Origin of the sequence: Halomonas salipaludis (assembly GCF_002286975.1) — a bacterium.
Lineage (GTDB): Bacteria > Pseudomonadota > Gammaproteobacteria > Pseudomonadales > Halomonadaceae > Franzmannia > Franzmannia salipaludis.
Genome location: NZ_NSKB01000003.1, coordinates 355,755 through 380,826 on the forward strand (window position 1 = coordinate 355,755; position 25,072 = coordinate 380,826).

Annotated in this window: 27 protein-coding genes; 21 read left to right on the forward strand and 6 right to left on the reverse strand. The window is 65.7% G+C overall.

Going from position 1 to position 25,072, the window contains the following annotated elements:
- Positions 1-197 precede the first annotated feature (197 nt).
- From CK498_RS09245 to ruvX, 8 genes are all read left to right on the forward strand, one after another.
- Complete coding sequence (locus tag CK498_RS09245; RefSeq protein ID WP_089658057.1) at positions 198-620, forward strand: rhodanese-like domain-containing protein; 423 nt, start codon at positions 198-200, stop codon at positions 618-620.
- A 48-nt stretch (positions 621-668) separates the two neighbouring features.
- Positions 669-1,184 (forward strand): protein-export chaperone SecB, encoded by a 516-nt coding sequence (gene secB / locus CK498_RS09250; RefSeq protein ID WP_095620571.1) that lies wholly within the window; start codon positions 669-671, stop codon positions 1,182-1,184.
- A gap of 37 nt (positions 1,185-1,221) precedes the next feature.
- Positions 1,222-1,971, forward strand: a complete 750-nt coding sequence (locus tag CK498_RS09255) for a 16S rRNA (uracil(1498)-N(3))-methyltransferase (RefSeq protein ID WP_095620572.1) — start codon at positions 1,222-1,224, stop codon at positions 1,969-1,971.
- Complete coding sequence (locus tag CK498_RS09260; protein WP_095620573.1) at positions 1,961-2,644, forward strand: CvfB family protein; 684 nt, start codon at positions 1,961-1,963, stop codon at positions 2,642-2,644. Before CK498_RS09255 ends, CK498_RS09260 begins: the two co-directional genes overlap by 11 nt.
- A gap of 83 nt (positions 2,645-2,727) precedes the next feature.
- Positions 2,728-3,684, forward strand: coding sequence for a glutathione synthase (gene gshB, locus CK498_RS09265; protein ID WP_095620819.1), 957 nt, complete (start codon positions 2,728-2,730; stop codon positions 3,682-3,684).
- A gap of 10 nt (positions 3,685-3,694) precedes the next feature.
- Complete coding sequence (locus tag CK498_RS09270; protein WP_095620574.1) at positions 3,695-4,582, forward strand: energy transducer TonB; 888 nt, start codon at positions 3,695-3,697, stop codon at positions 4,580-4,582.
- Between the two features lie 30 nt (positions 4,583-4,612).
- Positions 4,613-5,170, forward strand: coding sequence for a YqgE/AlgH family protein (locus tag CK498_RS09275; RefSeq protein ID WP_095620575.1), 558 nt, complete (start codon positions 4,613-4,615; stop codon positions 5,168-5,170).
- A 16-nt stretch (positions 5,171-5,186) separates the two neighbouring features.
- Positions 5,187-5,627 carry a Holliday junction resolvase RuvX gene (gene ruvX / locus CK498_RS09280; RefSeq protein ID WP_095620576.1) on the forward strand — a complete coding sequence of 147 codons (441 nt, stop codon included), beginning with the start codon at positions 5,187-5,189 and terminating at the stop codon, positions 5,625-5,627.
- Here the strand turns inward: ruvX and CK498_RS09285 are convergent.
- The 4 genes from CK498_RS09285 to uraD all read right to left on the reverse strand — a co-directional run bounded on the left by CK498_RS09285 (position 5,624) and on the right by uraD (position 8,942).
- Complete coding sequence (locus CK498_RS09285) at positions 5,624-6,265, reverse strand: hypothetical protein (protein ID WP_095620577.1); 642 nt, start codon at positions 6,263-6,265, stop codon at positions 5,624-5,626. The two genes, ruvX and CK498_RS09285, sit on opposite strands and share 4 nt — an antisense overlap.
- A 108-nt stretch (positions 6,266-6,373) precedes the next feature.
- Positions 6,374-7,402 carry an aspartate carbamoyltransferase gene (gene pyrB / locus CK498_RS09290; protein WP_095620578.1) on the reverse strand — a complete coding sequence of 343 codons (1,029 nt, stop codon included), beginning with the start codon at positions 7,400-7,402 and terminating at the stop codon, positions 6,374-6,376.
- A gap of 77 nt (positions 7,403-7,479) precedes the next feature.
- Positions 7,480-8,313 (reverse strand): IclR family transcriptional regulator, encoded by an 834-nt coding sequence (locus CK498_RS09295; RefSeq protein WP_095620579.1) that lies wholly within the window; start codon positions 8,311-8,313, stop codon positions 7,480-7,482.
- Positions 8,314-8,417: 104 nt separating this feature from the next.
- Complete coding sequence (gene uraD / locus CK498_RS09300; protein WP_095620580.1) at positions 8,418-8,942, reverse strand: 2-oxo-4-hydroxy-4-carboxy-5-ureidoimidazoline decarboxylase; 525 nt, start codon at positions 8,940-8,942, stop codon at positions 8,418-8,420.
- 151 nt (positions 8,943-9,093) lie between these two features.
- On the opposite strand from uraD, the gene uraH reads away from it, so the two are divergent.
- From uraH to CK498_RS09345, 9 genes are all read left to right on the forward strand, one after another.
- Positions 9,094-9,447 (forward strand): hydroxyisourate hydrolase, encoded by a 354-nt coding sequence (uraH, locus tag CK498_RS09305; RefSeq protein WP_095620581.1) that lies wholly within the window; start codon positions 9,094-9,096, stop codon positions 9,445-9,447.
- A 53-nt stretch (positions 9,448-9,500) separates the two neighbouring features.
- A complete protein-coding gene (locus tag CK498_RS09310; RefSeq protein WP_095620582.1) occupies positions 9,501-10,703 on the forward strand; it encodes a urate hydroxylase PuuD in 1,203 nt (400 codons plus the stop codon).
- 151 nt (positions 10,704-10,854) lie between these two features.
- Positions 10,855-11,601, forward strand: a complete 747-nt coding sequence (locus tag CK498_RS09315) for a GntR family transcriptional regulator (protein WP_095620820.1) — start codon at positions 10,855-10,857, stop codon at positions 11,599-11,601.
- A gap of 326 nt (positions 11,602-11,927) precedes the next feature.
- Entirely contained in the window at positions 11,928-13,559 is a 1,632-nt protein-coding gene (locus tag CK498_RS09320) for an ABC transporter substrate-binding protein (RefSeq protein ID WP_095620583.1), read from the forward strand.
- Between the two features lie 60 nt (positions 13,560-13,619).
- Positions 13,620-14,573: an ABC transporter permease gene (locus CK498_RS09325; RefSeq protein ID WP_095620584.1), complete on the forward strand. Its 954-nt coding sequence runs from the start codon at positions 13,620-13,622 to the stop codon at positions 14,571-14,573.
- Between the two features lie 18 nt (positions 14,574-14,591).
- The gene (locus tag CK498_RS09330; RefSeq protein WP_095620585.1) at positions 14,592-15,482 is read left to right on the forward strand and encodes an ABC transporter permease; all 891 of its coding nucleotides are present in this window, start codon (positions 14,592-14,594) and stop codon (positions 15,480-15,482) included.
- Complete coding sequence (locus tag CK498_RS09335) at positions 15,479-16,552, forward strand: ABC transporter ATP-binding protein (protein ID WP_095620586.1); 1,074 nt, start codon at positions 15,479-15,481, stop codon at positions 16,550-16,552. The genes CK498_RS09330 and CK498_RS09335 overlap by 4 nt, the downstream gene beginning before the upstream one ends.
- Positions 16,549-17,556 (forward strand): ABC transporter ATP-binding protein, encoded by a 1,008-nt coding sequence (locus CK498_RS09340; RefSeq protein WP_095620587.1) that lies wholly within the window; start codon positions 16,549-16,551, stop codon positions 17,554-17,556. The genes CK498_RS09335 and CK498_RS09340 overlap by 4 nt, the downstream gene beginning before the upstream one ends.
- Positions 17,556-18,278, forward strand: a complete 723-nt coding sequence (locus CK498_RS09345) for a GntR family transcriptional regulator (RefSeq protein ID WP_095620588.1) — start codon at positions 17,556-17,558, stop codon at positions 18,276-18,278. The genes CK498_RS09340 and CK498_RS09345 overlap by 1 nt, the downstream gene beginning before the upstream one ends.
- A 94-nt stretch (positions 18,279-18,372) precedes the next feature.
- Here the strand turns inward: CK498_RS09345 and CK498_RS09350 are convergent, their stop codons facing one another.
- Positions 18,373-19,743: an NCS1 family transporter gene (locus tag CK498_RS09350; protein ID WP_095620589.1), complete on the reverse strand. Its 1,371-nt coding sequence runs from the start codon at positions 19,741-19,743 to the stop codon at positions 18,373-18,375.
- 319 nt (positions 19,744-20,062) lie between these two features.
- Here CK498_RS09350 and CK498_RS09355 point away from each other — a divergent pair, with 319 nt between their 5' ends.
- Both CK498_RS09355 and puuE read left to right on the forward strand, forming a co-directional pair.
- Complete coding sequence (locus CK498_RS09355; RefSeq protein ID WP_141246932.1) at positions 20,063-20,743, forward strand: aspartate/glutamate racemase family protein; 681 nt, start codon at positions 20,063-20,065, stop codon at positions 20,741-20,743.
- A 95-nt stretch (positions 20,744-20,838) separates the two neighbouring features.
- Positions 20,839-21,765: an allantoinase PuuE gene (puuE, locus tag CK498_RS09360; RefSeq protein WP_095620591.1), complete on the forward strand. Its 927-nt coding sequence runs from the start codon at positions 20,839-20,841 to the stop codon at positions 21,763-21,765.
- Between the two features lie 93 nt (positions 21,766-21,858).
- On the opposite strand, the gene CK498_RS09365 is transcribed toward puuE, so the two are convergent.
- Complete coding sequence (locus tag CK498_RS09365) at positions 21,859-23,295, reverse strand: YfcC family protein (protein WP_095620592.1); 1,437 nt, start codon at positions 23,293-23,295, stop codon at positions 21,859-21,861.
- A 178-nt stretch (positions 23,296-23,473) separates the two neighbouring features.
- Between CK498_RS09365 and CK498_RS09370 the strand changes: the two genes are divergently transcribed.
- On the forward strand, positions 23,474-24,307 hold the full coding sequence (locus CK498_RS09370; RefSeq protein WP_095620593.1) for a bifunctional allantoicase/(S)-ureidoglycine aminohydrolase: 834 nt from the start codon (positions 23,474-23,476) through the stop codon (positions 24,305-24,307).
- A 198-nt stretch (positions 24,308-24,505) separates the two neighbouring features.
- The gene (locus CK498_RS09375) at positions 24,506-24,994 is read left to right on the forward strand and encodes an ureidoglycolate lyase (RefSeq protein WP_095620594.1); all 489 of its coding nucleotides are present in this window, start codon (positions 24,506-24,508) and stop codon (positions 24,992-24,994) included.
- Positions 24,995-25,072 lie beyond the last annotated feature (78 nt).

Here is a 25,072-nt window from a genome sequence, read left to right on the forward strand (position 1 = left end):
CATCCATGGCATCGACACCTCCTCTTCGGCCTGTCCCCGGCGTCCTGCGCTTCGGTGCAACTGCGACCACCCCGAGCGGTGCCACTTTCTGCGATCGCCCAAGTGCCGGCGCCGCCCTGCGCAGACGTTATCTTGCAGCTTGTGTATACTGGGCGCCGCTCGGCGCAACCGTTACCCAACAAGAGTTATCCGGACCCATGATCGACCAGCTCTTCGAATTCGTGCAGAACCACCCGCTGCTGGTGGGGGCGTTCCTGTTGGTGCTGACCGCCTGGATCGCCTATGAGGTGAGAGGCAGCAGCAAGAGCGGTGTCTCGGCCAGCGAGGCGACCCAGTTGATCAACCGCGAGGACGCCGTGGTGGTCGATATTCGCGAGGCCAATGACTTCAAGGCCGGCCACATTGCCGGAGCGCGCAACATCCCCCAGAGCAAGCTCGACAATCGCATCAGCGAGTTGGAAAAGTCGAAGGATAAGCCGATCATCGTGGTCTGCAAGCACGGCCAGTCATCCGGTGCCGCCCAGGCCAAACTGGAGAAGGCCGGCTTCGAGCGCGCCTTCAAGCTCAAGGGTGGCATGACCCAGTGGCAGGCCGACGGCATGCCGGTGGTCAAGAAGTAACCAGCGCTACTCACTTATCACACGCAACAGACGTCAAGGACCCTTCTCATGGCGGAAGACAACAATCAGCCTGCAGCCAGCAATCCTCAGGGCGCTGCCGGTGACCAGGAAAAGCCGCAGCTGAAATTCTCCCTGCAGCGCATCTACGTCAAGGACATCTCCTTCGAGTCGCCCAATGCGCCGGCGGTGTTCCAGCAGCCGTTCAAGCCCAAGGTCGGTCTCGATCTCAACACCTCGAGCAGCCAGATCGGCGAGGACCTGTATGAGGTGGTGGTCAAGGTCACCGCCGAGGTCAAGCACAGCGAGACCGGCAACACCTCGTTCCTGGCCGAAATCGAGCAGGCCGGCCTGTTCCGTATCGCCGGTATCGAAGGGCAGCAGCTCGAGCACACCCTGGGCGCCTTCTGCCCCAACGTGCTGTTTCCCTACGCCCGCGAGTGCATCGACAACCTGGTCAACCGCGGTGGCTTCCCGCCGCTGATGCTGGCGCCGGTCAACTTCGAGGCGATCTACGCCCAGAAGAAGAAGCGCGAGGCCCAGCAGGCCAGCGAAACCACGCAGTAAGGGCCATGCACCTGCGCGTGACTCGCGGAGCGGCTCGATGAGCGGCCCGCGCATCCACGTCGCCGCCGACTTCAGCGTCGGCGGCGACGTCGTTCTGCCCGAGGGGCCGGCGCGCCACGTCGGCCGGGTGCTGCGCATGCGCCCCGGCGAGCGCCTGACGCTGTTCGACGGCAGCGGCCAGGAAGCCGACGCGGTGCTCGTCGAGGTAGAGCGCAAGCGCGTGGTGGCGCGCGTCGAGGCCATCGCCGCGGGGTGCGGTGAGTCACCGCTGGCGGTGCATCTGGGCCAGGCGATCTCCAAGGGCGACCGCATGGACTACGCCATCCAGAAGGCCGTGGAGCTGGGGGTGGCCGCCATCACGCCGCTCTACACCGAGCACGGTGACGTGCGCCTCAAGGGCGAACGCGAAGCCAAGAAGCTTGCCCACTGGCAGGCCGTGGCGGCCAGCGCCTGCGAGCAGTGCGGCCGGGCCACCCTGCCGCCGGTGCACCCGCCGCAGTCGCTCGGCGACTGGCTCGCGGCGCGTGACGAAGCGCTGCGCCTGGTGCTTCACCCGGCCACCGACGGCACCTTCGAGCGCGCCGAGACTGCCGCCTCGGTCGCCCTGCTGATCGGCCCCGAAGGCGGCTTCTCCCCGGGCGAGGTCGACGCCGCCCGGCACGCCGATTTCTCTCCCCTCACCCTCGGGCCGCGTATCCTGCGCACCGAGACCGCCCCGGTGGTGGCGCTCTCGCTGCTGCAGTATCGGTTCGGGGATCTCGTCCAGGAGCCAGACCATGACCACTGATGCGTCCCACTGCCCCACGCCCCTGGCTCGCATCGGCGAGGTGGCCTACCTGGAGGTGGTCACGGTCAATGCCACCGGCGCCTTCCTGGCCTGGGGCCAGCCCAAGGATCTGCTGCTGCCGTTCGGCGAGCAGCGCTTCCGCCCAGATGTCGGCAAGCGGGTGCTGGTGATGATCTACCAGGACCAGCAGGGCCGGCCGGTGGCCTCGCAGCGCCTCGATCGCTTTATCGTCGACGTCGCCGAGGGTCTCGCCGCGGGGGACGAGGTTACGCTGATCACCGAGGACCGCACCGACCTGGGCGTCAAGGCGGTGGTCAACCACCGCTACTGGGGGCTGCTCTACCACGACGATCTGCCGCGTGCGCTGCGCCGCGGCCAGCGCCTGACCGGCTATGTCAAGCGGGTGCGCGACGATGGCCGCCTCGACCTGTCGCTGCTGCCGCCTGGCGCAGCCAAGCTCGACGTGGTCGGCGAGTCGGTGCTCAAGGCGCTGCGCGAGAGCGGTGGCTACCTGGCGCTGGCCGACAAGAGCCCGGCGGCGGAGATCAAGGCGCGCCTAGGGGTCAGCAAGAGCGCCTTCAAGCAGGCCATCGGGCGGCTCTACAAGCGTCGCCTGATCGTCATCGAGGACGGCGGCATTCGCCTGGTGCCGGGAAGCCGCGAAGGCCACTGACGGCGACCGCCATGGCGTGGCCATTGGCGATGGGCTGGGTCATACTGCGCGCATCGATAGTCGAACCGATGGATACCGTCTCGATGAGCAAACGCGCACTCCGGATTGGCGTGGTGATGGACCCCATCGCCGATATCGCCTACAAGAAAGACACCACCATGGCCATGCTGTGGGCGATCCAGGACCGCGGCTGGTCGCTGTCTTACATGGAGCAGGAGGATCTGTTCCTGCAGGATGGTCGTGCCTATGCCCGGCAGTCCGAGCTCGAGGTGCATCGCGATCCCCAGCACTGGTACGACCTGGGCGAGCCAGCCGCGCGCCCGCTGGCCGAGCTCGATGTGATCCTGATGCGCAAGGATCCGCCGGTGGATGCCCATTTCCTCAATGCCGTGCATCTGCTGGGTTTCGCCGAGCGTGAGGGTGTGCTGGTGGTCAATCCGACCCGCGCGCTGCTGGAGTGCAACGAGAAGCTGTTTGCCCAGCAGTTTCCGCAGTGCTGCACGCCGACTCTGGTGTCTTGCAGTGAGCCGGTGCTGCGTGCCTTCCACGCCGCGCATGGCGACGTGATCTTCAAGCCCCTCGACGGCATGGGCGGCAGCGGCATCTTCCATGTCCAGCCCGACGGCCGCAACCTCGGCGCCATCATCGAGACCCTCACCGAACGTGGCCAGCGCCAGATCATGGCCCAGCGCTATATCCCCGAGATCCGTGACGGTGACACCCGCATCCTGCTGGTCGACGGCGAGCCGGTCCCGTACGGCCTGGCGCGGGTGCCGATGGCCGGCGAGACCCGCGGCAACCTGGCCGCCGGCGGCACCGGCGTCAGCCGCGAGCTGACCGCCCGTGATCACTGGCTGATCGAACAGGTTCAGCCGATGATCCGCGACAAGGGGCTGCTGTTCGTCGGCCTCGACGTGATCGGCGACTACATCACCGAGATCAACGTCACCAGCCCCACCTGCGTGCGCGAGATCGACGACCAGCGCGGCACTGATATCGCCGGACTGCTGATGGACGCCATCCTGCGGCGGCTAGGCTGAGGCGACCCTCGTGGCCAGCGTCGGCGATGCCATCGACTATGCCCCGGTCACCCGCGCCTATCGGCGTTGGCTGGCCTGGGCGCTGGCGATCGTGCTGCACCTGGCGATCCTGGGGGTGGTGGCGAGCTGGACGTTGAGCCCCGAGGTGGCGGAACGTACAAGCATCGACGTGGTGCTGGTCAGCCAGCCTGCGCAGCAGGCGGTGGACAGCGACAGCATCGCCGAGGCCGACCAGCAGGCGCGTGGCGATAGCGAGGCCAATGCTGCCGCGGCCCGCCTGTCTGCCGCCGACCAGGCGCTGACCGCCCCCGCCGCCGAGGCCGGCGAGCTGACTCCCGACCTGTCTGCCGCGCCGACGGCGCCGTTGGCGGCGGTGGTCAGTGCCAACCAGGGCGAGCCGAGCCCGACTCGCATCGATCCGGCGCTGGCGCAAGTACCGGCCCTGGCCGATCCGCGCCCTGCGGCGCAAGCCGGCGCGCGCGACAGCCGCGACCCGCTCGGCCAGTCGGCGCTGAGCCTGCGTCAGCAGGGCGAGGCCGCCACGCTGGCCGGCGAGCAGCCCGGAGAGGCACGCCAGGCTGCCCGCGCGGCCGCCGAGGCGCGCTATATCGAGGCCTGGACGCGGCGTATCGAGACCTACGGCAACCGTGACTATCCGGCCCCGCCGCACCTCGACGGTGAGCTGCGCATCCGCGTGGTGATCGGCCGCGACGGTCAGCTCCGCCAGGCAGAGGTGGTACAATCATCGTCACATCCCGAACTCGACCGGGTGGCGCTGGCCACCGTGTACGGTGCGGCCCCCTACCCGCCCTTCGACGAGGCGCTGGGGGAGCTCGATAGCCTGTCGATCACTCGCGTCTGGCGCTTCGGGAAAGGCAATCATATCGGCGTGCAATAAGGGCAGGACCGCCCCGCGCCCGGGAGGCCCATGCAAAGCTTGAAACACCATTTTTTGCTGGCGATGCCTCATCTCGAGGACGCCAACTTCGCCGGTAGCCTGAGTTACCTGTGCGATCACGACGACAACGGCACCATGGGGGTGATCGTCAATCGCCCCCTCGACCTGACCCTCGACGCGCTGTTCGAGCAGCTCGACCTGGGCGGCGATGATAGCCCACACTGCGATGCCCCGGTCTACTATGGCGGCCCGGTGCACAAGGATCGCGGCTTCATCCTGCATCGCGGCACTGCCAGCGCCTGGGACTCCAGCATTCAGGTCGCCGAGGATATCGCCCTGACTACCTCCATGGACATGCTCCAGGCGCTGGCCGACGGCCGCGGCCCCGAGCAGTTCCTGGTTTGCCTGGGGTGCGCCGGCTGGGAGGCGGGCCAGCTCGAGGGAGAACTCATGGAGAACGCCTGGCTGACCGTGGAGGGCAGCGCCCAGATTCTCTTCGACACCCCGCCCGAGCAGCGCCTGCAGGCCGCCGCCGGTAGCCTCGGCGTGGATCTCAACCTGATGAGCCGCGAGGCGGGCCACTCATGAGGCAGGAGCGCGGCTGATGGGTAGGGCCGGCGAACGCTTGATCCTGGCCTTCGACTTCGGCACTCGGCGGATCGGCGTGGCGGTGGGTAACGAGCTGCTGGCCAGTGCGCGCCAGCTCGAGCCGCTGAGTGCCCGCGACGGCATTCCCGACTGGTCGGTGATCACCCGGCTGGTCGACGAGTGGCGGCCTGACCTGTTCGTGGTCGGCCTGCCGCTGACCCGTGACGGCGAGGAGCAGGAGATGAGCGTGCGGGCGCGCAAGTTCGGCAAGCGCCTGTTTGGTCGCTACGGGGTTCCCTGTGAGATGGTCGACGAGCGCGGCTCGACCCGTGAGGCCAAGGCCATTGCCCGTGAGGCAGGGCACCGCGGCAACTATCGTGACGACAGCGTCGACGGGATTGCCGCGGTGCTGATCCTGGAGGGCTGGTTCGCCCGCCAGGAAGGATTGCTCGGCTAGTCGCCGCCGACGGCGGTGTTCTGCTTGGCGATATCGTCGGCAGTGATGCAGGTGTACTTCTCGATGAAGAACGCCAGGGTCGCCGGATGGCTGAAGCGCTCCTCGAACTGCTCGATCTCGCCGCCATGCTCGCGGCGCACTCGCACGCTGTAGTGGTTGCCCTCACGGCCCACGGTAACGCTGGCCTTGCGTTTGTCGTTGACGTTTTCGGCGCTCAGCGGTGACTGGCGCTTGAGTAGCGCCTCGAGCGTCTTGCCGCCCTCGACGTCCTCCTCGGAGGCCCACAGCGCCTGGTCCCGGTTGCCGTAGTGGAACAGGATCACCACCAGCAGCGCCGAGAACACCGCGCTGATCAGCATCCAGGTGATATCGGTCTTCGACAGGCCCGCCGTCAGTACCATGACCACCTGCAGCACCACGGCAACCGCCAGGATAGCCGCCAGCGGCCGCCAGATCCGCGGGTTCATGAAGCCGCGTCCTAGGGTATAGCCCCACAGGCCGACCACGGCCAGTGCGCCAATGCCAAGCTGTACGATCGACACGGCCGAGCCGCCGCCCATCAGCAGCGCCAAGGCGCCGATGGCGATCAGCAGGCTATAGAAGGCTCCCAGCGAGAGGTAGGCGGTGTGCATGTTCATTGGCGATATGACTCCTTGACAGTACGCATGATTGTTGTTGGTGGACGATGCCAGGCCGATATTCGCAGTCTCGCACATTCCACGACGTTCGGCAGCCTATCCCATCGGCTAGGATACGGCGTCGTCTACCCCCACCCGCTCGGGCACGAACCAGCGCACCGGGCGCAGGTCTTTCTCGATCAGATCCTCGACCTGCAGCAGGGTGGCGAAGATTGCCATGCGCACCGGAATGCCGTTGTCGGTCTGGCGGAAGATCGCCAGCCGTGGGTCGCCGTTGAGATCGACGTCGAGGTCGTTGGCCTCGGCACGGCTGTCGCGGGGCAGGGGATGCATGACGATGGTGTCGCGGCCGCAGCGCTTGTCCATGAAGGCGCGGTCGACGCTGAAGTCCCGCGACAGGCTGAAGCCCTCGCTCATCTCGGCGGTGAAGCGCTCCTTCTGGATGCGCGTGGTGTAGACCACGTCCACGTCGGCGTAGTCGTCGGCCAGGCTCTCGCGCTGCTCGACCCGATGCCCACGGGACGCGACCAGGTCGATCAAATGGCTCGGCATCTCCAGCCCCGGCGGCGCCACCAGGGTGATGTGCATGGGATCGTAGAGCGACAGCAGCTTGATCAGCGAGTGCACGGTGCGGCCGTACTTGAGGTCGCCGGTCAGCAGCACATGGGCGCCGGCCAGTGGCTTGCCCAGGCGGGTGAACTCCTTGTCGATGGTATAGAAGTCGAGCAGCGCCTGGCTGGGGTGCTCGCCGGGGCCGTCGCCGCCGTTGATCACCGGCACATGGGTGGCGGCGGCGAACTCGGCCACCGAGCCCTGGTCGGGGTGGCGCATGACGATGGCGTCGCAGTAGCCGCTCATTACCCGGCTGGTGTCGTAGAGCGACTCGCCCTTGGCCATCGACGAGAAGGTGAAGCCGGTGGTGTCGCAGACGCTGCCGCCGAGGCGGCAAAAGGCGGCGTGGAAGCTGACCCGGGTGCGGGTGCTGGCCTCGAAGAACAGGTTGCCGAGCACAGCGCCCTCCAGCACCCGGGTGACCTGGCGGCGCTGGGCAATGGGTTCCATGCGTGCGGCGACGCGCAGCAGGTGATCGACGCGGTCACGGGAGAGGGAATCGACGGACAGCAGGTGGGGACTCATCGCGGGCCTCGCAGTGCGGCGGAAAACTGGCGCTCAGTGTACCCGCGAACGCGCGGTACGGCACGGGCCCGCGGTGATCAATACTCCTCGGCGCTGGGTAGTCTGCCACCGAGTTGGGTGGTGATCTCACGGGCGGCACGGCTGACCAGGCCGCCGAGCTCGGCAAGCCGCGATTCGGGAATCCGCGCCACCGGTCCGGAGACCGAAATGGCGCCCAGCGGATTGCCCTGCTCGTCGTGGATCGAGGCGGCCACGCAGTGCAGGCCGACGGCGTGCTCCTCGCGGTCGCAGGCGTAGCCCTGGCGGCGAATCTCGGCCATGCCCTGGCGCAGCCGCGCGGGAGTGTCGATGGTGTTATCGGTGACCTTGGGCAAGCCGCGGGCCTGCAGAATGCGCTCGACCTCCTTCTCTGGCAGCCAGGCCAGCAGCGCCTTGCCGACGCCCGAGGCGTGCAGCGGCGCTCGCGAACCGAGGCGCGTGATCATGCGCATCATCTGCGGCGATTCGCTCTGGGCCAGGAATACCGCCATGCCGTCGTCGCGAATGCCGAGGTTGGCCGACTCGCCGCTCTCGTCGGTGAGCCGACGCAGGTAGGGGCGGGCGGTGGCGACGAAGTCGCGGGACTCGAGGAAGGTGTTGCCGATCTGAAAGGTCTTGACGCCGATCTTCCACAGCCCTAGCTCGGCGTCCTGGGTGATGAAGCCCTGCTTGTGCAGCGCCTGCAGCAGGCGGTGCGTGGTGGAGGGCGCCAGGCCAACGATCTGGGCGATATCGGACAACGCCAACCCCACCGGCGCCGCGGCCAGCCCCTCGAGGATGTTCAGCCCGCGCACCAGCGACTGACTGTGCCCGCCGCTGCTCTTGCCCGACCCGGCCGGCCGGCCTACCGCCTTGCGTTTGGTCTCGCTCACGCCTCGCTCTCCATCCCCGTGCATCAGTGATCGCTGCGCATAGGATACACGCTCGTCGTTGGACTGTCGTGCTGGCGGAAATCGATTCCATTCCGCCTCGGCGACTAGGCGACGCGGCTCTCGAGTCTCAGCAGGGCAATGCGATTGATCTGTTCGACGGCGGTACGGCGCTCCTCGGCGGGGTCGTTGTCGAGACGGGTCTCGAAGGCGGCCAGGATAGCGTGGCGGTCGTTGCCCTTGACCGCCATCACGAAGGGGAAGCCGAACTTGTCCTTGTAGGCGGCGTTGAGACGCTCGAAGCGTGCCAGTTCCTCCGGGCTGCACTGGTCGAGCCCGGCGCCGGCCTGCTCGCGGGTCGAGTCGTCGGTCAGTTGGCCGGCTAGCGCCGCCTTGCCGGCCAGGTCGGGGTGAGCGCGAATCACCTCGAGTTGACGCTCGGCGCTGGCGCTGCGCAGTACCTCGCCCATTGCCGCGGCGAGGCCGGCGGGGCTGTCCTGGGCGTCGCTGAGACCGGCCTCCCAAGCCAGCTCGGCGACCCACGGCGAGTGCTCGTAGATGTCACCGAAGCTGGCCACGAAGGCATCGCGGTCGAGTTGACTGGGGCGAGGGGTCAGCAGGGTAATGCTCATGATGGCGGCCTCCTTGGGCATGCTCGTCGGGGTCAGGGATAATGCAATACACTTACTGTATACAAAAAAACTTTGAAATGTACTCTATTAACAGCTAAAACTGTCTTCATAGGATAGGGTCTAGCTACCTCACCAACAACAGGAGATCCCCATGGGACGCTTGACGACGCATGTATTGGACACCTCTCTGGGTCGCCCTGGGCACGGCATTCGCATCGAGGTGTTTCGCCTCGAGGGCGAGCAGCGCACTCGCCTCGGCGAGGTGGTGACCAACGACGACGGCCGTTGCGATGCGCCGATCCTCGAAGGCGACGCCTTCAGCGTGGGCGAATATGAACTGCTGTTCCACGCTGGCGAGTACCTGGCACGTCAGGGCGTAGCCGGCCGCGAACCGCGGTTCCTCGATCGCATCCCGCTGCGCTTCGGCGTCGCCGATGCCAGCGAGCACTATCATGTGCCGCTGCTGCTGTCGCCTTATAGCTACTCGACCTATCGCGGCAGCTGAGCGGCGATACCCTGACCGAGAGACGACACAACAACCACAGCGAGAGCTAGCGTATGCAATCCTTTCTCCTGGAATTCGCCAACTTGCTGCTGCGATGGCTGCACGTCATCGCCGCGATTGCCTGGATCGGCGAATCGATCTACTTCGTGATGCTGGACAACGGCCTGAAGAAGCCCAAGGCCGCCGAGGACCGCGACAAGGGTGTGTTCGGCGAGATGTGGGCGGTCCACGGCGGCGGTTTCTATCACAACCAGAAGTACGCCACGGCACCGGCCAAACTGCCCGATGACCTGCACTGGTCGTTCTGGAAGTCCTATACCACCTGGCTGTCGGGTTTTGCGCTGTTCGTGCTGCTATACATGGCCAACCCCAGTTTCTATCTGGTCAATCCCGGCAGCAGTTGGGAGTGGGCCGCCAACCTAAGCGGTACGCAAGCCAATATCCTGGCGCTGGCCTTCCTGCTCGGCGGCTGGGTGGTCTACAACGAGATGTGCAAGCGCATCAGCCCCAACATGGAGCGCGATGGCCTGCTGAGCCTGGCCGTGGCGGTGCTGATGGTGGCGGTGGCCTACCTCAGCACGCAGATGTTCTCCGGCCGCGCCGCCTTCCTGCTCACCGGCGCGGTGATGGCCACGGCGATGTCGGCCAACGTGTTCTTCTGGATCATCCCCGGCCAGCGGCGCATGGTCGCGGCGATGAAGGCCGGCGAGACCCCCAACCCGCTGGACGGCAAGCGCGGCAAGCAGCGCTCGGTGCACAACACCTACTTCACCCTGCCGGTGGTGCTGCTGATGATCAGCAACCACTACTCGTTCGCCTATAACCATGACCACGCCTGGGTGATCATGTCGCTGTTCATCTTCGCCGGGGCGCTGATCCGTCAGTTCTTCGTGCTGATGCACTCGGGCAAGATCCAGCCGGCCTATCCGGCGGTGGGTACCGCGCTGATCGCCTTGGCGATGTGGGTGGCCATGCCGGCCGGCCCCTGCGCGCCGGCCGCCGACGATGACGAGGGCACTTCGATGGAGGAGGTCACCACCATCATCGAGCAGCACTGCGTGCAGTGCCATGCGCGGAGCCCCAGCCACGCCAGCTTCTCCTCGGCGCCGGCTGGTGTCACCTACGACTCCGAGGATGAGATTCGTCGCCAGAAGAGTCAGATCCAGCAGGTGGTCGAGAGCGGCTACATGCCGCTCGGCAACATGACCAATATGACCGACGAGGAGCGTGAGGCGATCGCCGCCTGGCGCGAATGATCGGCCAAGCTCCGTCCCTCAGGCCTGCGGCCCGCCACCTCGGCGGGCCGCAGTCGTATCGGCTGTCGCGATGTGTATACAATGAACGCATGACACATGCAGCGGCCTTCGATTCACTGCCCTGCGTCAACGACGAGGAGAGATGCCCATCATGACCCAGCGACAGCCTGCCTCCACGGCGGCGCCCAGCGATGACAAGCCACGCAAGCGCCTGGGCAAGAACGGCGACGGCGCCGAGCGTCACGATGCCATCTACCGCTCGATCAGCGATGCCATCATCGAGCATCGCCTGAAACCCGGTGCGCGGCTGCGTGAGGATGCCCTTGCCGAGGTGTTCGGGGTCAGCCGTACCGGCATCCGCAAGATTCTACAGCGCCTGGCGCTGGAGCAACTGGTCACCCTGACCCCGCGCCGCGGGGCCAGCGTAACGCGGCCCACCGCAGAGGAGGCCAAGGACGTCTTCGATGCCCGCCAGATGGTCGAATGCGGCCTGATGCCGGCCACGGCGCAGCACATGACCCCAGAGGACGCTACTGCGCTGCGCGATATGGCGCGCCGCGAGCGCGAGGCGTTGCGCGCTGGTCAACAGAGCACCGCGATCAAGCTCTCGGCGGCCTTCCACGAGCGTCTGGCCCGGCTCTCGGGTAATGCCACCCTGGCCGAGTTCGTGGGCAGGCTGTGCTCGCGCTCGTCGCTGATCCTCGCCGTCTACGGCAACCCCGGCCACCTGGGCTGCGAGTCCCACGACCACGACGAGCTGATCCGCTTCCTCGAGGCGGGCGATGGGGAGCGCGCCGCGGCCTTTATGGGCCGCCATCTCAAGGCCATCGAGGCCTCGCTGTCGATCGTCGAGGAAGTCGAAGAGGTGCCTGACCTGCAGCGCATCTTCGGCGGTTGAGCCCAGCCTACAGTGCCCAAGTAAGGTGCCCGGCGTGGCATAAATGCCGCATATTGGTGCATTGGCAGGGGTGGGCGCTCTATTTGCCGCCGCGACTACCACCGCGCGATTGACGAAGAATAAGCCCGCTGCTTGGATGACCAGACGCCGCCAAGCTATTGTTGTATACGAGATTGTGCTCTTTTTGTATTTTAGACTTATGCGATGTTGCCGGATGCAAGCGCTGAGTCTGGCAAAAACTGGCCCCTCTTTTGCATTAACCCCTCAAGCAGTACAGGCGATGCCGCGTCGCCTGGCTGGTAAACCCACGAGGGGAGAGTGCAACAATGGTATACAAAAAAAGTGCGCAAACCTGGCGCCGGGTGGTGCCTGTCGCCGCCCTGAGTCTCGGCCTCGCCGTGCTGGCGTCGCCGACCACCGTCCAGGCCGAGCAGACCCTACGCATCGCCATGACGGCGTCGGACATTCCGCTGACCACCGGCCAGCCGGATAGCGGCTTCGAAGGCTACCGCTTCGTTGGCTACACCATCTACGATGCGCTGATCAACTGGGACATGTCGTCCGCCGATGACATCAGCGGCCTGACCCCGGGGCTGGCCGAGTCCTGGGAGATCGACGAGGACGACCAGCAGGTGTGGTACTTCCACCTGCGCGAGGGCGTTACCTTCCATGATGGCAGCGACTGGAACGCCGACGCTGCGATCTGGAACCTCGACAAGGTCTATGACGAGGATTCGCCGCAGTTCGATGCTCGCCAGGCCGGCAACGTGCGCGGCCGTATTCCTTCGATGGATGGCTACGAGAAGGTCGACGACTACACCATCAGCTTCACCACCAGCGAGCCGGACGCCTGGTTCCCCTATCAGCTGACCTTCCTGCTGTTCTCCAGCCCCGCGCAGTGGGAAGCGCTGGACGGCGACTGGGATGAGTTCGCTCGTCAGCCCTCCGGTACCGGCCCCTTCAAGCTGACGCGCCTGGTACCCCGCGAGCGCGCCGTGCTCGAGCCCTTTGCCGACTACTGGGACGCCGATCGCGTACCCCAGGTCGACCGCGTCGAGCTACTGCCGATGCCGGAGTCGAGCAGCCGTACCTCGGCGCTGCTCTCCGATCAGGTCGACTGGATCGAGTCGCCGGCGGCGGACGCCATCGCGCGCATGGAGTCCCAGGGCATGGTCATTACCAGCAACCCCTATCCGCACACCTGGCCCTACCAGTTCTCGATGCTCGAGGGCAGCCCGTGGCGCGATATCAACGTCCGCAAGGCGGCCAACCTGGCGGTGGACCGTGAAGGCCTCGAGTCGCTGCTGGGTGGCATGATGGTGCCGGCGGTAGGCACGGTGACCCCGGATCACCCCTGGTTCGGTGAGCCCGAGTTCGAGATCGGCTACGACCCCGACGAGGCGCGCCGCCTGTTGGCGGAGAGCGGCTATGGTCCGGACAACCCGGTCGAGATCAAGGTACTGATCTCCACCTCGGGCTCCGGCCAGATGCAGCCGCTGGCGATGAACGAGTACATCCAGCAGACCTTCGCCGAAGTCGGCATCGAGCTGGAGTTCGAAGTGCTCGACTGGGAGTCGCTGTTCCCCAACTGGCGGCGCGGCGCCGATCACGAGACCAGCCTCGAGGCGCATGCCACCAACATCACCTTCGGCTGGCTCGACCCCTTCGCCGCCTTCTACCGCTTCATGCACTCCAGCATGGCGCCGCCCAACGGCTTCAACTGGGGCTATATGGACGACCCCGAGTATGACCGGCTGCTCGACGAGGCCAAGGTGACCTTCGATCAGGAGGCCCAGGATGCGCTGCTGGCCGAGTTCCATGCGCGCATGGTCGACGATGCCGCCTGGCTGTGGGTGGCCCACGACGTCGGGCCGCGGGCCATGAATCCCCGCGTGCAGGGCTTCGTGCAGGCCCAGAACTGGTTCCAGGACCTGACCCCGGTTTACATCGAAGAGTGAGCCGCGCAGCGCCACGGCGGCTGAGCACTGCCGCCGTGTTGCTGCCCGCCTGGAGATCGCATGCCTATCTATTTCCTCAAGCGCGTGCTCTACGTCATCCCGATTACCTTGGCGGTGAGTTTCTTCTGCTTCTCGCTGGTCCACCTCTCCCCGGGCGACCCGATGGACGCGGTGGTCTCCCCCGACGCCCCGTCGGAGGTGGTGGCGATGGTGCAGCGCGCCTACGGCTTCGACCGTCCGCTACCCGAACAGTACGGTCGCTGGGTGCTGCGCGCGGTGCAGGGCGACCTGGGGCTGTCGGCGGCCAACGGCCGCGCGGTCACCGCCGAGGTCTTCAGTGCCCTGAAGAACACCCTGTTGCTGGCCTTTGCCGCCTCGCTGATCGGTTTCACCCTGGGCTGTGTGTTCGGCACCCTGGCCGGCTACTTCCAGGGTTCGCTGCTGGATAGGCTGGTCACTGGTCTAGCGGTGGGCGGCGTCAGCGTGCCGCACTACTGGCTGGGTATGCTGCTGGTGATCATCTTCTCGGTGGAGCTCAACTGGCTGCCCTCCTCCGGGGCCGGGCCCGGCAGCTCCAGCGACTGGGCCTTCGAGTGGGCCTATCTGCGCCACCTGATCCTGCCCGCGGTGACCCTGTCGGTGATTCCCATGGGCGTGGTCACGCGCACCGTACGCGCCATGGTCGCCGATATCCTGGCCCACGAGTTCGTCGAGGCGCTGCGCGCCAAGGGCATGGCGGAGCGCCAGGTGTTTCGCCATGTGGTCAAGAACGTGGCGCCCACCGCACTGGCGGTGATGGGCCTGCAGCTGGGCTACCTGCTCGGCGGGTCGATCCTGGTCGAGACGGTGTTCTCGTGGCCGGGCACCGGGCTGCTGCTCAACAACGCCATCTTCCAGCGCGACCTGCCGATTCTGCAGGGCACCATCCTGGTGCTGGCGCTGTTTTTCGTGATGCTCAACCTTATTGTCGATCTGGCCCAGGCGCGCCTGGATCCCCGGATCCAGCGCGGCTGACCGGCCGAGGAGTACGCTATGTCACTGACGCTCGATGGCGGCCAGACGGTCGCGCCAGTGCCCGCCGCGGTACAGGGCTACTGGGGGGCGGTGTTCGGCCGCCTGCGCCGCGACCCGGTCGCACTGGTCTCCGGCATCGTACTGCTACTGATCGTGCTGGCGGCGCTGTTTGCGCCGTGGCTGGCCCCGGCCAATCCGTTCCAGACCAGCATGCTCAATCGCCTGCAGCCGATCGGTTCGCCGGGCTATCCGCTGGGCAGCGACGAGCTGGGGCGCGACGTGCTGTCGCGGCTGATACACGGTGCCCGGCTATCGCTGCTGATCGGCGTGATGCCGGTGATCAACGCCTTCGTGATTGGCAGCGCCATCGGCATCGTCGCCGGCTTCGTCGGCGGCAAGACCAACAGCGTGATCATGCGCGTGATCGACGTCTTCTACGCCTTTCCCGCGGTGCTGCTAGCGGTGGCGCTGGCCGGGGCGCTGGGGGCCGGGCTGGTCAACTCGCTGCTGTCGCTGACCATCGTCTTTATCCCGCCGATTGCCCGGGTCGCGGAGAGCGTCACCACCCAGGTGCGCAGCGTCGACTACATCGAGGCGGCCCGCGCCAGCGGCGCGCGCAGCCTGACCATCATCCGCCGCCATGTGCTGGGCAATGTGCTGGGGCTGATCTTCGTCTACGCCACCTCGTTGATCAGCGTCAGCATGATCCTCGCCTCGGGGCTCTCCTTCCTGGGGCTGGGCGCCAGGCCGCCGATGCCCGAGTGGGGGCTGATGCTCAACACCATGCGCGACGCCATCTACGTCAATCCCTGGGTAGCGGTGCTGCCGGGAATGATGATCTTCACGGTGTCGATCTGCTTCAACATGCTCAGCGACGGGCTGCGCTCGGCCATGGACGTCAAGCTATGACCAACTCGCTACCGCTTTCCCGGCACGATGCACTCGACCGCGGCGGCAAGGCGCAGCCGCTGCTGCGGGTGCGCGGCCTCCAGAAACACTTCACCATCTCCCGCGGCGGGATGGGCCGCCAGGCGAAACGGGTGCACGCCGTGGACGGCGTCGACTTCGAGGTCTACAAGGGCGAGACACTCGGCATCGTCGGCGAGTCCGGCTGCGGCAAGTCGACCACCGCGCGGCTGCTCATGCAGCTGCTGGCCGCGGATCACGGCGAGATGGTCTTCGACGGCGACGCCATCGGCCAGCGCGGCGGCATCTCGGTACGTGAGATGCGCCGTCAGGTGCAGATGGTGTTCCAGAACTCCTACGCCTCGCTCAATCCACGCATGAGCGTCGAGGATTCGATCGCCTTCGGCCCCCAGGTACACGGCGTGAGTCGCCGCGAATCGCGCCAGCGGGCCCGCCGCCTGCTCGATCAGGTGGGGTTGTCGCCCAACCTGTTCGCTCACCGCTACCCCCACGAGCTGTCCGGCGGCCAGCGCCAGCGGGTCAATATCGCCCGCGCACTGGCGCTGGAGCCGCGGCTGCTGATCCTCGACGAAGCGGTCTCGGCGCTCGACAAGTCGGTGGAGGCCCAGGTGCTCAACCTGCTGATGGATCTCAAGCAGGAGTATGGCCTGACCTACCTGTTCATCTCCCACGATCTCAACGTGGTGCGCTATATCAGCGACCGGGTAATGGTGATGTATCTCGGCAAGGTCGCCGAGATGGGTGAGGTGGAGACGCTCTACCGCGCCCCGGCGCACCCCTATACCCGGGCGCTGCTGACGGCGATGCCGTCGATGAATCCCGACCAGCGCACCCAGCAGGCGCCGCTCGCCGGCGACCCGCCCAACCCCATCGACCTGCCGCCGGGCTGTCGCTTCTGCCCACGCTGCCCGATGGTCGAGGATGCCTGCCGCGCCGCAGAGCCGGCGCTCGAAGACTGCGGTACCGCGCACCAGGTCGCCTGCCGGCGCGCCGATGAGGTGATGGCCGGCGCGGTGCCCGTCAAGCGCCTGTCAGAGGAGAGCCCGACATGACCCTAGCTGCTGCGAAGTCCGCCGCTACGGACACCAACCCGGCCCCGCTGGTCGAGATCAGCGACCTGACGGTGCGCTTTCGCACCCCGACCCGCCAGGTACACGCCGTCAACGGCGTCGACCTGACCCTCGAGCGCGGCGAGGTGCTGACCATCCTCGGCGAGAGTGGCTCCGGCAAGAGCGTCACCCTGCGCACCCTGATGCGCCTGCTGCCGGAGCGTCGCACCCAGCTCTCGGGGCGTGTCAGCGTCGACGGCCAGGACGTGCTGGCCATGTCGCAGCGCCAGCTGACCCGCTTTCGCGGGCGCACGGCGTCGATGATCTTCCAGGAGCCGATGCTGGCCTTCGACCCGGTCTACCGCATCGGCGAGCAGATCGCCGAGACGGTGTGCCGCCATGAGGGAGTCAGCCACCGCGAGGGCATGGCGCGGGCACTGGAGCTGTTCGAGCTGGTACGTATCCCCTCGCCTCAGCGCCGCCTGGCCAACTACCCCCATGAACTTTCCGGGGGCATGAGTCAGCGGGCGATGATCGCGCTGGCGCTCTCCTGCCGGCCCAAGCTGCTGCTCGCCGACGAGCCGACCACGGCGCTGGACGCCACGGTGCAGATCCAGATTCTGCTGCTGCTGCGCGACCTGCAGCGCGAGCTGGGGATGTCGGTGATCTTCGTCACCCACGACATGGGGGTCGCCAATGAGATCTCCGATCGCATCGCGGTGATGTATGCCGGACGCATCGTCGAGTCGGGCCGGGTCGAGGAGCTGATTGGCGATCCGCAGCACCCCTATACCCAGGGCCTGATGGCATCGCGCGCCTCGGGAGCGCAGCGTGGTCAACGGCTGCAGGCGATTCCCGGGGCGCCGCCCGATCTCGCTGAACTGCCGCGAGGCTGCGCCTTCGCACCGCGCTGCCCAAAGGCCGGCGACGAGTGCCTGGCGGCGGTGCCTGCCTCACGAGGGTTGAGTGACACCCACTGGGCGGCCTGCTGCCGGCTGGGCGCCTGATGGACGAATCGCGTCGAGGGGCATCCGCCGGGGGGCGCGGCAAGGATGGTGACGGTGCCGCGCGCCACGAGGCGATACATCGAGCGATCAGCGAGGCGATCATCGAGCAGCGCCTCAAGCCCGGTGCACGGCTGCGCGAGGACGCCCTGGCCGAAGTGTTCGGCGTCAGCCGTACCGGGATCCGCAAGATCCTGCAGCGTCTGGCGCTGGAGCGCATGGTCACGCTAACACCGCGCCGCGGGGCCAGCGTGACCCGGCCTACCGTGGAGGAAGCCAGAGAGGTCTTCGCGGCGCGTCGGCTGGTCGAGTGCGGCTTGATGCCATGTGCCGCTGCCAATATCAGTCCTGCCGAAGCCGGCGCCCTGCGCGACCTGGCCCGCCGCGAGCATGAAGCGCTGCGGTCCGGTAAGCAGAGTACCGCGATCAAGCTCTCGGCGATGTTCCACGAGCGGCTGGCCCAGCTTGCCGGCAATGCCACCCTGGCCGAATTCGTGGCCGGGCTGTGCTCGCGCTCGTCGCTGATCCTCGCCGTCTACGGCCACCCCGGGCACCTGGGCTGCGAATCCCATGACCACAGCGAGCTGCTTCGGCTGCTCGAAGCAGGCAACGGCGAGCGCGCCGCGATTTTCATGCGCCGCCACCTCAAGGCCATCGAGGCCTCGCTGTCGGTGGTCGAGGAGCTGGAGGACGCACCGGACCTGCACACTATTTTCGGTGCCTGAAGACGCCTTGCGGCTGTCCTTTGGCCGATCACCAAAAACGCCAGCGCCTCGGGCCTGAGTCCAGGACGCTGGCGTTTGGTTGAGGGTTGTCGGGTTATTGGCGGAAGCGCTGGCAGGGCGCCCAGTGCTGCATCAGCAGGTAGTAGGTGATACCGGCGGGTATCAGGCTGGCGTACCAGGAGACCGCCGAGAACGTCAGTGCGGCGGCGATGCCCACCGCGGTGGCGATCAGCGCGGCGACGTTGACGCCTCGGTAGGGGCCTGCCTCGTCATACAGCTTGGCAATATCCAGCGTGCGGCGACGGATCACGTAGTAGTCGACCACCAGGATGGCGAAGATCGGGCCGAGGAATGCCGAGTAGGTCTGCACGAACAGCTGCAGGCCGGCGGCGGATTCGGGCTGGACCAGCTTCCAGGGGAAGGTGGCGAAGGCCAGCAGGCCGACGATCACCGTGGCGACCGGGAATTTAAGCTTGAATACGTCCATCAGCACATAGGTCGGCGGCACCACGTTGTTGAGCACGTTGGTGGTGACCTGGGCAAAGGCGATAAAGAGCAGGGTGGTCATCAGCAGCGGGGTGTTGTCCACGGCGTTGGCGAACACCTGGATGGGGTCGGCGGTGCCGGTGGCCTCGGAGACCATATAGCCGATCAGGCCCATGAACATCGTGCAGGGCAGGATCGACATGGCATAGATGGTGGTCAGCAGGCCCGGCCCGGTGCCTTTCTTGTGCTCGCGGGAGTAATCGCTGACGTTGAGCATCATGGTGCTGTAGATGCCCAGGAACAGCATGGTGGCGCCCCAGAAAGGCATGCCCCAGGAGCCTTCCATGGTCAGCAGGTTGGCCGAGAGCACATCGCCGTAGCGCTGCACCGTGGCATAGAACATATAGGTCAGGGAGGCGAGTATGAAGGCGCTGCCAATGTTCTCCAGCCACTTGATGCCCTGGAAGCCCATCACCGAAAGTCCGATCTGCAGGAACTGGAAGGTGATGAAGTAGAAGATCAGGTTATCGAAGCCGAACAGGGTCGCCGAGACCATGTTCAGCGCACCGGCGCCGATCCAGCTCTGGAAGCCGTACCAGACAATGGCAGGCACGGCGCGCACGAGGCCCGGGATGCGCGTGCCGGCAAAGCCGAAGGCGCTGCGTGCCTGGACCATGAAGGGAATGCCGTACTTATAGCCGGGAGCGCCATTGATGGCCAGGGCGATGCCGATCACGAAGCAGCCGATGGCGATGGCCAGGGTCGCCTGGATCAGGTTGAGCGTGCCGACCACGCTGGAGCCCATGGCGAAGGTGCCGATCGACACGCAGCCGCCGAACCAGGCCAGGAAATAGGATGGGCGACCCATGATGCGGGTCTGCTGGGGGGCCAGGCTTTCCTGTCCCGGTGCCTTGGTGGGGGAACCGGTGGTGGGGCCGCTGGGCGGGGCCTGTGCCGCTGATTGATCGCTGTTGGTCATATCGCGGTCCTCGCAAGGGTAGGGTTGTTGTGCTTCGACCTGCGCTACGTGCTTCGTGGACAATATAATTTTTATTTGTATACAAAAATAGGCAAGGCTATGCTGAATTGCAAGTGCTGAATGCTGCCCAGGTGAAAATTTATATCTAATATAAAACAGTTAGTTACACCTATCGCCTGGAGAGTTTTCATAGTGGAAGAGAGTGATGGCAATGCGTTTAGCGACTTGAGCGGCAGTGGTGTCGCCATTTTTATTTGATGAATGTATACAATTGATCTGGCCGGGCAACCCGCTCGGCGACGTGCTTGAGGAGGCGCTCATGCGTTTACTGCTACTTAATGGCAATGCCAATCTCGCCATGACCGAGCAAATGGCTGCCAAGGCCCGTGGGTTGCTTGGGGCAGACGTCGATGTGGTCGCAGAGACCGCCGTCGATAGCGTTGCTTACATTGCATCGCGGCGTGACTGTGCGCTGTCTGCGGCTGCGGTGGTGGGCTTGGCCGAGGATCATCTGGGCAACGATGCCGAGGGGTTCGATGCCATTCTGCTGGCCTGCTTCGGTGAGCCGGGCATCAGTGCGGTGCGTGAGATCAGTTCGGTACCGGTGGTGGGAATGCTCGAGGCGTCGGTGCTGAGCGCGCTGCAGCTGGGCGGGCGCTTCTCGGTGATTACCCCGGGGCAGCGCTGGCCGCGGATGATCGAGGACCAGCTCAACGATCTCGGTGTGGCGCGACACTGCCTGGGGATCGACGCCATCGCCATCGACGACCTGGACCTGCCGGCCCAGCGCGATCTGGCCAGGCAACGGCTGGCGGCGACCCTTGAGGCGCAGCGCTCACGCCTGGCGCCGGACGTGGTCATCGTCGGGGGCGCGGCGTTTGCAGGCCTGGCCGCGCAGCTGACCCAGGCGCAAGGGTGTCGGGTGATCGACTGCCTGGATGCTGCGCTGGTTCAAGTGCAAGCCATGATGCTACTTGCCACTGCGCACGGTAAGGGCTAGAGGCTTGCAAGGCTGGTGAGTACACTCTATCTTTGTATTGTATACATAAAGTGTTGCCAGCATAGCGCCCAGAATAGACAAAGAGAGGCTCGACCATGCCCCAGGACTACCCACGTGACCTGATCGGCTATAGCCGTACCCCGCCCCAGGCCAACTGGCCGGGCAAGGCCAAAATTGCGGTGCAGTTCGTGCTCAACTACGAAGAGGGGGGCGAGAGCTGTGTGCTACATGGCGACAGTCACTCCGAGAAGTTCCTCTCCGAGATTGTCGGCGCCGAGGCCTATCCTGAGCGTCACCTGAGCATGGAGTCGATCTACGAATACGGCTCTCGAGTCGGGGTTTGGCGGGTGCTCAACGAATTCGACAAGCGTGGCCTGCCGCTGACCGTGTTCGGTGTGGCCATGGCGCTGGAGCGTCACCCCGAGGTGGCCCATGCCTTCCAGGAGCTGGGCCACGAGATCGCCTGCCACGGCTACCGCTGGCTGCACTACCAGGGCATGCCCGAGAGTCTCGAGCGCGAGCACATGCAGCGTGCCATCGAGATCTTCCAGACCCTCTATGGCGAGAAACCGCTGGGCTGGTACACCGGCCGCGACAGCGTCAATACCCGGCGGCTGGTGATCGACGAGGGCTCCTTTCTTTACGACAGCGACTACTACGGCGACGACCTGCCGTTCTGGACCCGCGAGCAGGACAGCCAGGGCGAGACCCATGACCACTTGGTGGTGCCCTACACCCTGGATACCAATGATATGCGCTTCGCCACGCCCCAGGGCTTCAACACCGGTGATCACTTCTTCGCGTACCTGCGTGACGCCTTCGATGTGCTCTACGCCGAGGGTGAGGACGCGCCGAAGATGATGTCGATCGGCCTGCACTGTCGCTTGATCGGCCGCCCTGGACGCTTCCGCGCCCTGCAGCGATTCCTCGACCATATCGAGTCGCATGATCGGGTCTGGGTGACGCGGCGGGTGGACATCGCTCGCCACTGGGCCGAGCAGCATCCGGCACCGGCACGCTGAGCGGGCATGCCGGGGACGATGATCGCATCGCCCAGGCTTGCCCCCCGCCTGATGTGGCTGGGGGGCAATCGCCTAGGGGCGACGGCTAGCCGCTCAGCCTACCCATTGGGTTGCTTGGGCGAAGGCCAGAAGGGCCAGAGCGATCAGTACCCAGACGCAGAACAGTGGGAAGAAGAACTTGACCCACTTTTGCCAGGGTACGCCGGCAATGGCCAGGGTGGCCATGAAGTAGCCGGAGGTCGGGTAGAGGATGTTGCCCATGCCGTCGCCGAGCTGGAAGGCAAGCACGGCGGTCTGGCGAGTGACCCCGATGAGGTCGGAGAGCGGCGCCATGATCGGCATGGTCACCAGCGCCTGGCCGCTGCCGGAGGGCACCACGAAGTTGAAGGCCAACTGGGCGAAGTACATGCCGATTGCCGAGAGCAGGGTCGGCAGTTCACCTACCAGGTTACCCAGCCCCATGACCATGGTGTCCATGATCTGGCCGTCCTCGAGGACCACGGCCACGCCGCGGGCGACACCGGCAATCATGGCGCCGACCAGCACGTCGCGAAAGCCCTTGTTGAAGGCCTCGCAGATACTCTCGGTAGTCAGGCCGGCGATCAGCCCGACGACGATGCCCATGAGGATGAACAGGCCGGCCATCTCCATCATGAACCAGCCTTGCTGCAGTACGCCGTAGACCAGAATGCCGAAGAAGGCGAACGTGGCCAGGGCCGCCAGTTTCTGGCGTGTATTAGCGACCAGTGCGCCTTCGTCGCCGGCATGCTGGTAGGTGGCACGCTTTTCCGCCTCGACGGCGTCACCGGCCATCAAGCTCAGTTCCGGATTGTCGCGGACCTTGCGCGCATAGCGCATCACAAAATAGATGCCCGCGCCGAGCACGATGGCGAAGGCAACGGCGCGCAGGCCGAAGCCGGAATAGAGCGGCAGGTCCGAGAGCTGCTGGCCGAGCCCGGTATTGATCGGGTTGAGCACGCCGGTGGCAAAGCCGGCGGTGGTGGCACACAGCGCGACGGCCGCGGCGGTCACCGAGTCGAAGCGCAGCGCGATCATCAGTGGCAGGATGACCGGGACATAGACCAGCGCCAACTCCTGGGTGCCGATGACGGTGGCGACCAGTGCGAATACCGTCATCAGCACCGGTATCATCAGCAGGCTCTGGTTGGCGAAACGCCGGGTCAGCTTGTCGACGCCAATCTCGATGATACCGGTGCGCCGCAGAACCATGAACATGCCGCCGATCATGAAGGTAAAGAACACCACCTCACCGGCGCTCATCAGGCCATTGGGGATGGCCAGCATGAAGTCGACCACCCCCACCGGCGAAGGCTCGACGTGCTGGAACGACGCTGGGTCGATAGTGATGCGTCCCTCCGGGCCGGGGATACGTTCGAATTCACCGGCCGGAACGAAGTGGGTCGCCACCGCGGCGATGGCGATGAAGACGAACAGGATCACGTAGATGTGAGGGATTCTGAAGGATCCCGCGTGTGGGTTGCTGCTGTTGCTGTTTGAGTGTGAAGGCATGGGTACCTCGACGTGTTGAGAGTGGTGCCGTTGCTGATGCAGGTTGCGTGCCGATCTGATGCCGGCATTGTTACTCTGGATGAGCTGGCGCCTGTATACGATGACGCGTCTCACTTGTTGCATGCTTGAGTGAAGACTATTATGGAAATTATTTCCAATATTTTCTAGGAGACTGCTTGTGAAGCACCGTTCCTACTACGCGCCCCACGGCGGACACCCGCCCCAGACCCAACTGCTCAGCGACCGCGCGGTATTCACCGAGGCCTATGCGGTGATCCCCAAGGGCGTGTTCGGCGATATCGTCACCAGCAACCTGCCGTTCTGGCATGACACTCGGCTGTGGGTGCTGGCACGGCCGCTGTCCGGCTTTGCCGAGACCTTCTCGCAGTACATCATGGAGGTGGCCCCGGGCGGCGGCAGCGAGCGGCCCGAGCTGGACCCGGCCGCCGAGGGCGTGCTGTTCGTGGTCGAGGGCGAGATGACCCTGACCCTGGCGGGCGAGCGTCACCACATGATGCCGGGCGGCTATGCCTTTATCCCACCCGGCAGCGACTGGCAACTGCGCAACGAGTCCGCGGCGCCGGTGCGCTTCCACTGGGTGCGCAAGGCGTTCGAGTTCGTCGACGGCCTCGAGGTGCCGAAGGCCTTCGTCACCAACGAGAACGATATCGCGCCGGTCGAGATGCCGGATACCGAGGGGCGCTGGGCTACCACGCGTTTCGTCGACCCTGCGGACGTGCGCCATGACATGCACGTCAATATCGTCACCTTCCAGCCGGGTGGCGTGATCCCTTTCGATGAGACCCATGTGATGGAGCACGGCCTCTACGTGCTTGAGGGCAAGGCGGTCTATCACCTCAATCAGGACTGGGTGGAGGTCGAGGCCGGCGACTTCATGTGGCTGCGCGCCTTCTGCCCGCAGGCCTGCTATGCCGGCGGGCCGGGGCCGTTCCGCTATTTGCTCTACAAGGACGTCAACCGCCATCCGGCGCTGCGACTGGGTAGTCGCTGAGACCGAGCAGAGCGCTTTGGATAGCGAGAGGCGCCGGGGACAGGTCGTAGAGGGGGTTTGCGCCATGGATGGCGCAAGGTAGCGCCCAAGGACGGGTTTATAGCGCCCCCTCGTAGGCCTGTCGCCGGATCAGCCTCGAGTGGCGATACTCGCCATTGCGTTGCCATGCACATTAAAGGCCTGGGAAATGGAGTCTACATGCTGGAACTCAACGCCGCACCGCTGACGCCGGAGGCCTTTGCGCCTTACGGTGATGTCATCGATACGCGCACCGCGGACTACTTCCATATCAACGCCGGGCGCACCCGCCGCTATCACGACCTGGCCAAGGTCGAGACCCTGGGTGAGCAGGCGCATGCGCTGATCAGCATCTTCGTCAGCCAGCCGGTGGACGTGCCGCTCGAGCTCGACTTCCTCGAGCGCCACCCCCAGGGCAGCCAGGCCTTTATGCCGCTGCACCAGGAGCGCTTTATCATCGTGGTCGCTCCGCCGGGGGATAGCATTGACCCTGGCGACGTGCGCGCCTTCGTCACCGACGGTCGCCAGGGCGTCAATTACCGTGCCGGCACCTGGCACGCCATCCAGTCGGTGCTCGAGCGCGAGGGCGAGTTCCTGGTCGTCGATCGCGGCGGCGCCGGCAATAACTGCGACGAGTATCCGCTGGCGCTGCGCGTCAGCCTCGACTGACGCATCAGGTCGCCGCCGAGCATGGCGGTGTCGATCAGCAACTGCTCTAGCGGGTGGGGGGCTTGCCTCCCACCCCTT

Excerpts from the sequence above, each read along its gene's own strand:
- CK498_RS09345 (WP_095620588.1), top strand. The coding sequence starts at position 17,556 with ATGGACGAATCGCGTCGAGGGGCATCCGCCGGGGGGCGCGGCAAGGAT.
- uraD (WP_095620580.1), bottom strand. The coding sequence starts at position 8,942 with ATGAGCATTACCCTGCTGACCCCTCGCCCCAGTCAACTCGACCGCGAT.
- gshB (WP_095620819.1), top strand. The coding sequence starts at position 2,728 with ATGAGCAAACGCGCACTCCGGATTGGCGTGGTGATGGACCCCATCGCC.
- CK498_RS09310 (WP_095620582.1), top strand. The coding sequence starts at position 9,501 with ATGCAATCCTTTCTCCTGGAATTCGCCAACTTGCTGCTGCGATGGCTG.
- CK498_RS09285 (WP_095620577.1), bottom strand. The coding sequence starts at position 6,265 with ATGAACATGCACACCGCCTACCTCTCGCTGGGAGCCTTCTATAGCCTG.
- CK498_RS09315 (WP_095620820.1), top strand. The coding sequence starts at position 10,855 with ATGACCCAGCGACAGCCTGCCTCCACGGCGGCGCCCAGCGATGACAAG.
- CK498_RS09375 (WP_095620594.1), top strand. The coding sequence starts at position 24,506 with ATGCTGGAACTCAACGCCGCACCGCTGACGCCGGAGGCCTTTGCGCCT.
- secB (WP_095620571.1), top strand. The coding sequence starts at position 669 with ATGGCGGAAGACAACAATCAGCCTGCAGCCAGCAATCCTCAGGGCGCT.
- uraH (WP_095620581.1), top strand. The coding sequence starts at position 9,094 with ATGGGACGCTTGACGACGCATGTATTGGACACCTCTCTGGGTCGCCCT.
- CK498_RS09335 (WP_095620586.1), top strand. The coding sequence starts at position 15,479 with ATGACCAACTCGCTACCGCTTTCCCGGCACGATGCACTCGACCGCGGC.
- CK498_RS09350 (WP_095620589.1), bottom strand. The coding sequence starts at position 19,743 with ATGACCAACAGCGATCAATCAGCGGCACAGGCCCCGCCCAGCGGCCCC.
- ruvX (WP_095620576.1), top strand. The coding sequence starts at position 5,187 with ATGGGTAGGGCCGGCGAACGCTTGATCCTGGCCTTCGACTTCGGCACT.
- puuE (WP_095620591.1), top strand. The coding sequence starts at position 20,839 with ATGCCCCAGGACTACCCACGTGACCTGATCGGCTATAGCCGTACCCCG.
- CK498_RS09255 (WP_095620572.1), top strand. The coding sequence starts at position 1,222 with ATGAGCGGCCCGCGCATCCACGTCGCCGCCGACTTCAGCGTCGGCGGC.
- CK498_RS09365 (WP_095620592.1), bottom strand. The coding sequence starts at position 23,295 with ATGCCTTCACACTCAAACAGCAACAGCAGCAACCCACACGCGGGATCC.
- pyrB (WP_095620578.1), bottom strand. The coding sequence starts at position 7,402 with ATGAGTCCCCACCTGCTGTCCGTCGATTCCCTCTCCCGTGACCGCGTC.
- CK498_RS09355 (WP_141246932.1), top strand. The coding sequence starts at position 20,063 with ATGCGTTTACTGCTACTTAATGGCAATGCCAATCTCGCCATGACCGAG.
- CK498_RS09275 (WP_095620575.1), top strand. The coding sequence starts at position 4,613 with ATGCAAAGCTTGAAACACCATTTTTTGCTGGCGATGCCTCATCTCGAG.
- CK498_RS09330 (WP_095620585.1), top strand. The coding sequence starts at position 14,592 with ATGTCACTGACGCTCGATGGCGGCCAGACGGTCGCGCCAGTGCCCGCC.
- CK498_RS09325 (WP_095620584.1), top strand. The coding sequence starts at position 13,620 with ATGCCTATCTATTTCCTCAAGCGCGTGCTCTACGTCATCCCGATTACC.
- CK498_RS09340 (WP_095620587.1), top strand. The coding sequence starts at position 16,549 with ATGACCCTAGCTGCTGCGAAGTCCGCCGCTACGGACACCAACCCGGCC.
- CK498_RS09245 (WP_089658057.1), top strand. The coding sequence starts at position 198 with ATGATCGACCAGCTCTTCGAATTCGTGCAGAACCACCCGCTGCTGGTG.
- CK498_RS09260 (WP_095620573.1), top strand. The coding sequence starts at position 1,961 with ATGACCACTGATGCGTCCCACTGCCCCACGCCCCTGGCTCGCATCGGC.
- CK498_RS09320 (WP_095620583.1), top strand. The coding sequence starts at position 11,928 with ATGGTATACAAAAAAAGTGCGCAAACCTGGCGCCGGGTGGTGCCTGTC.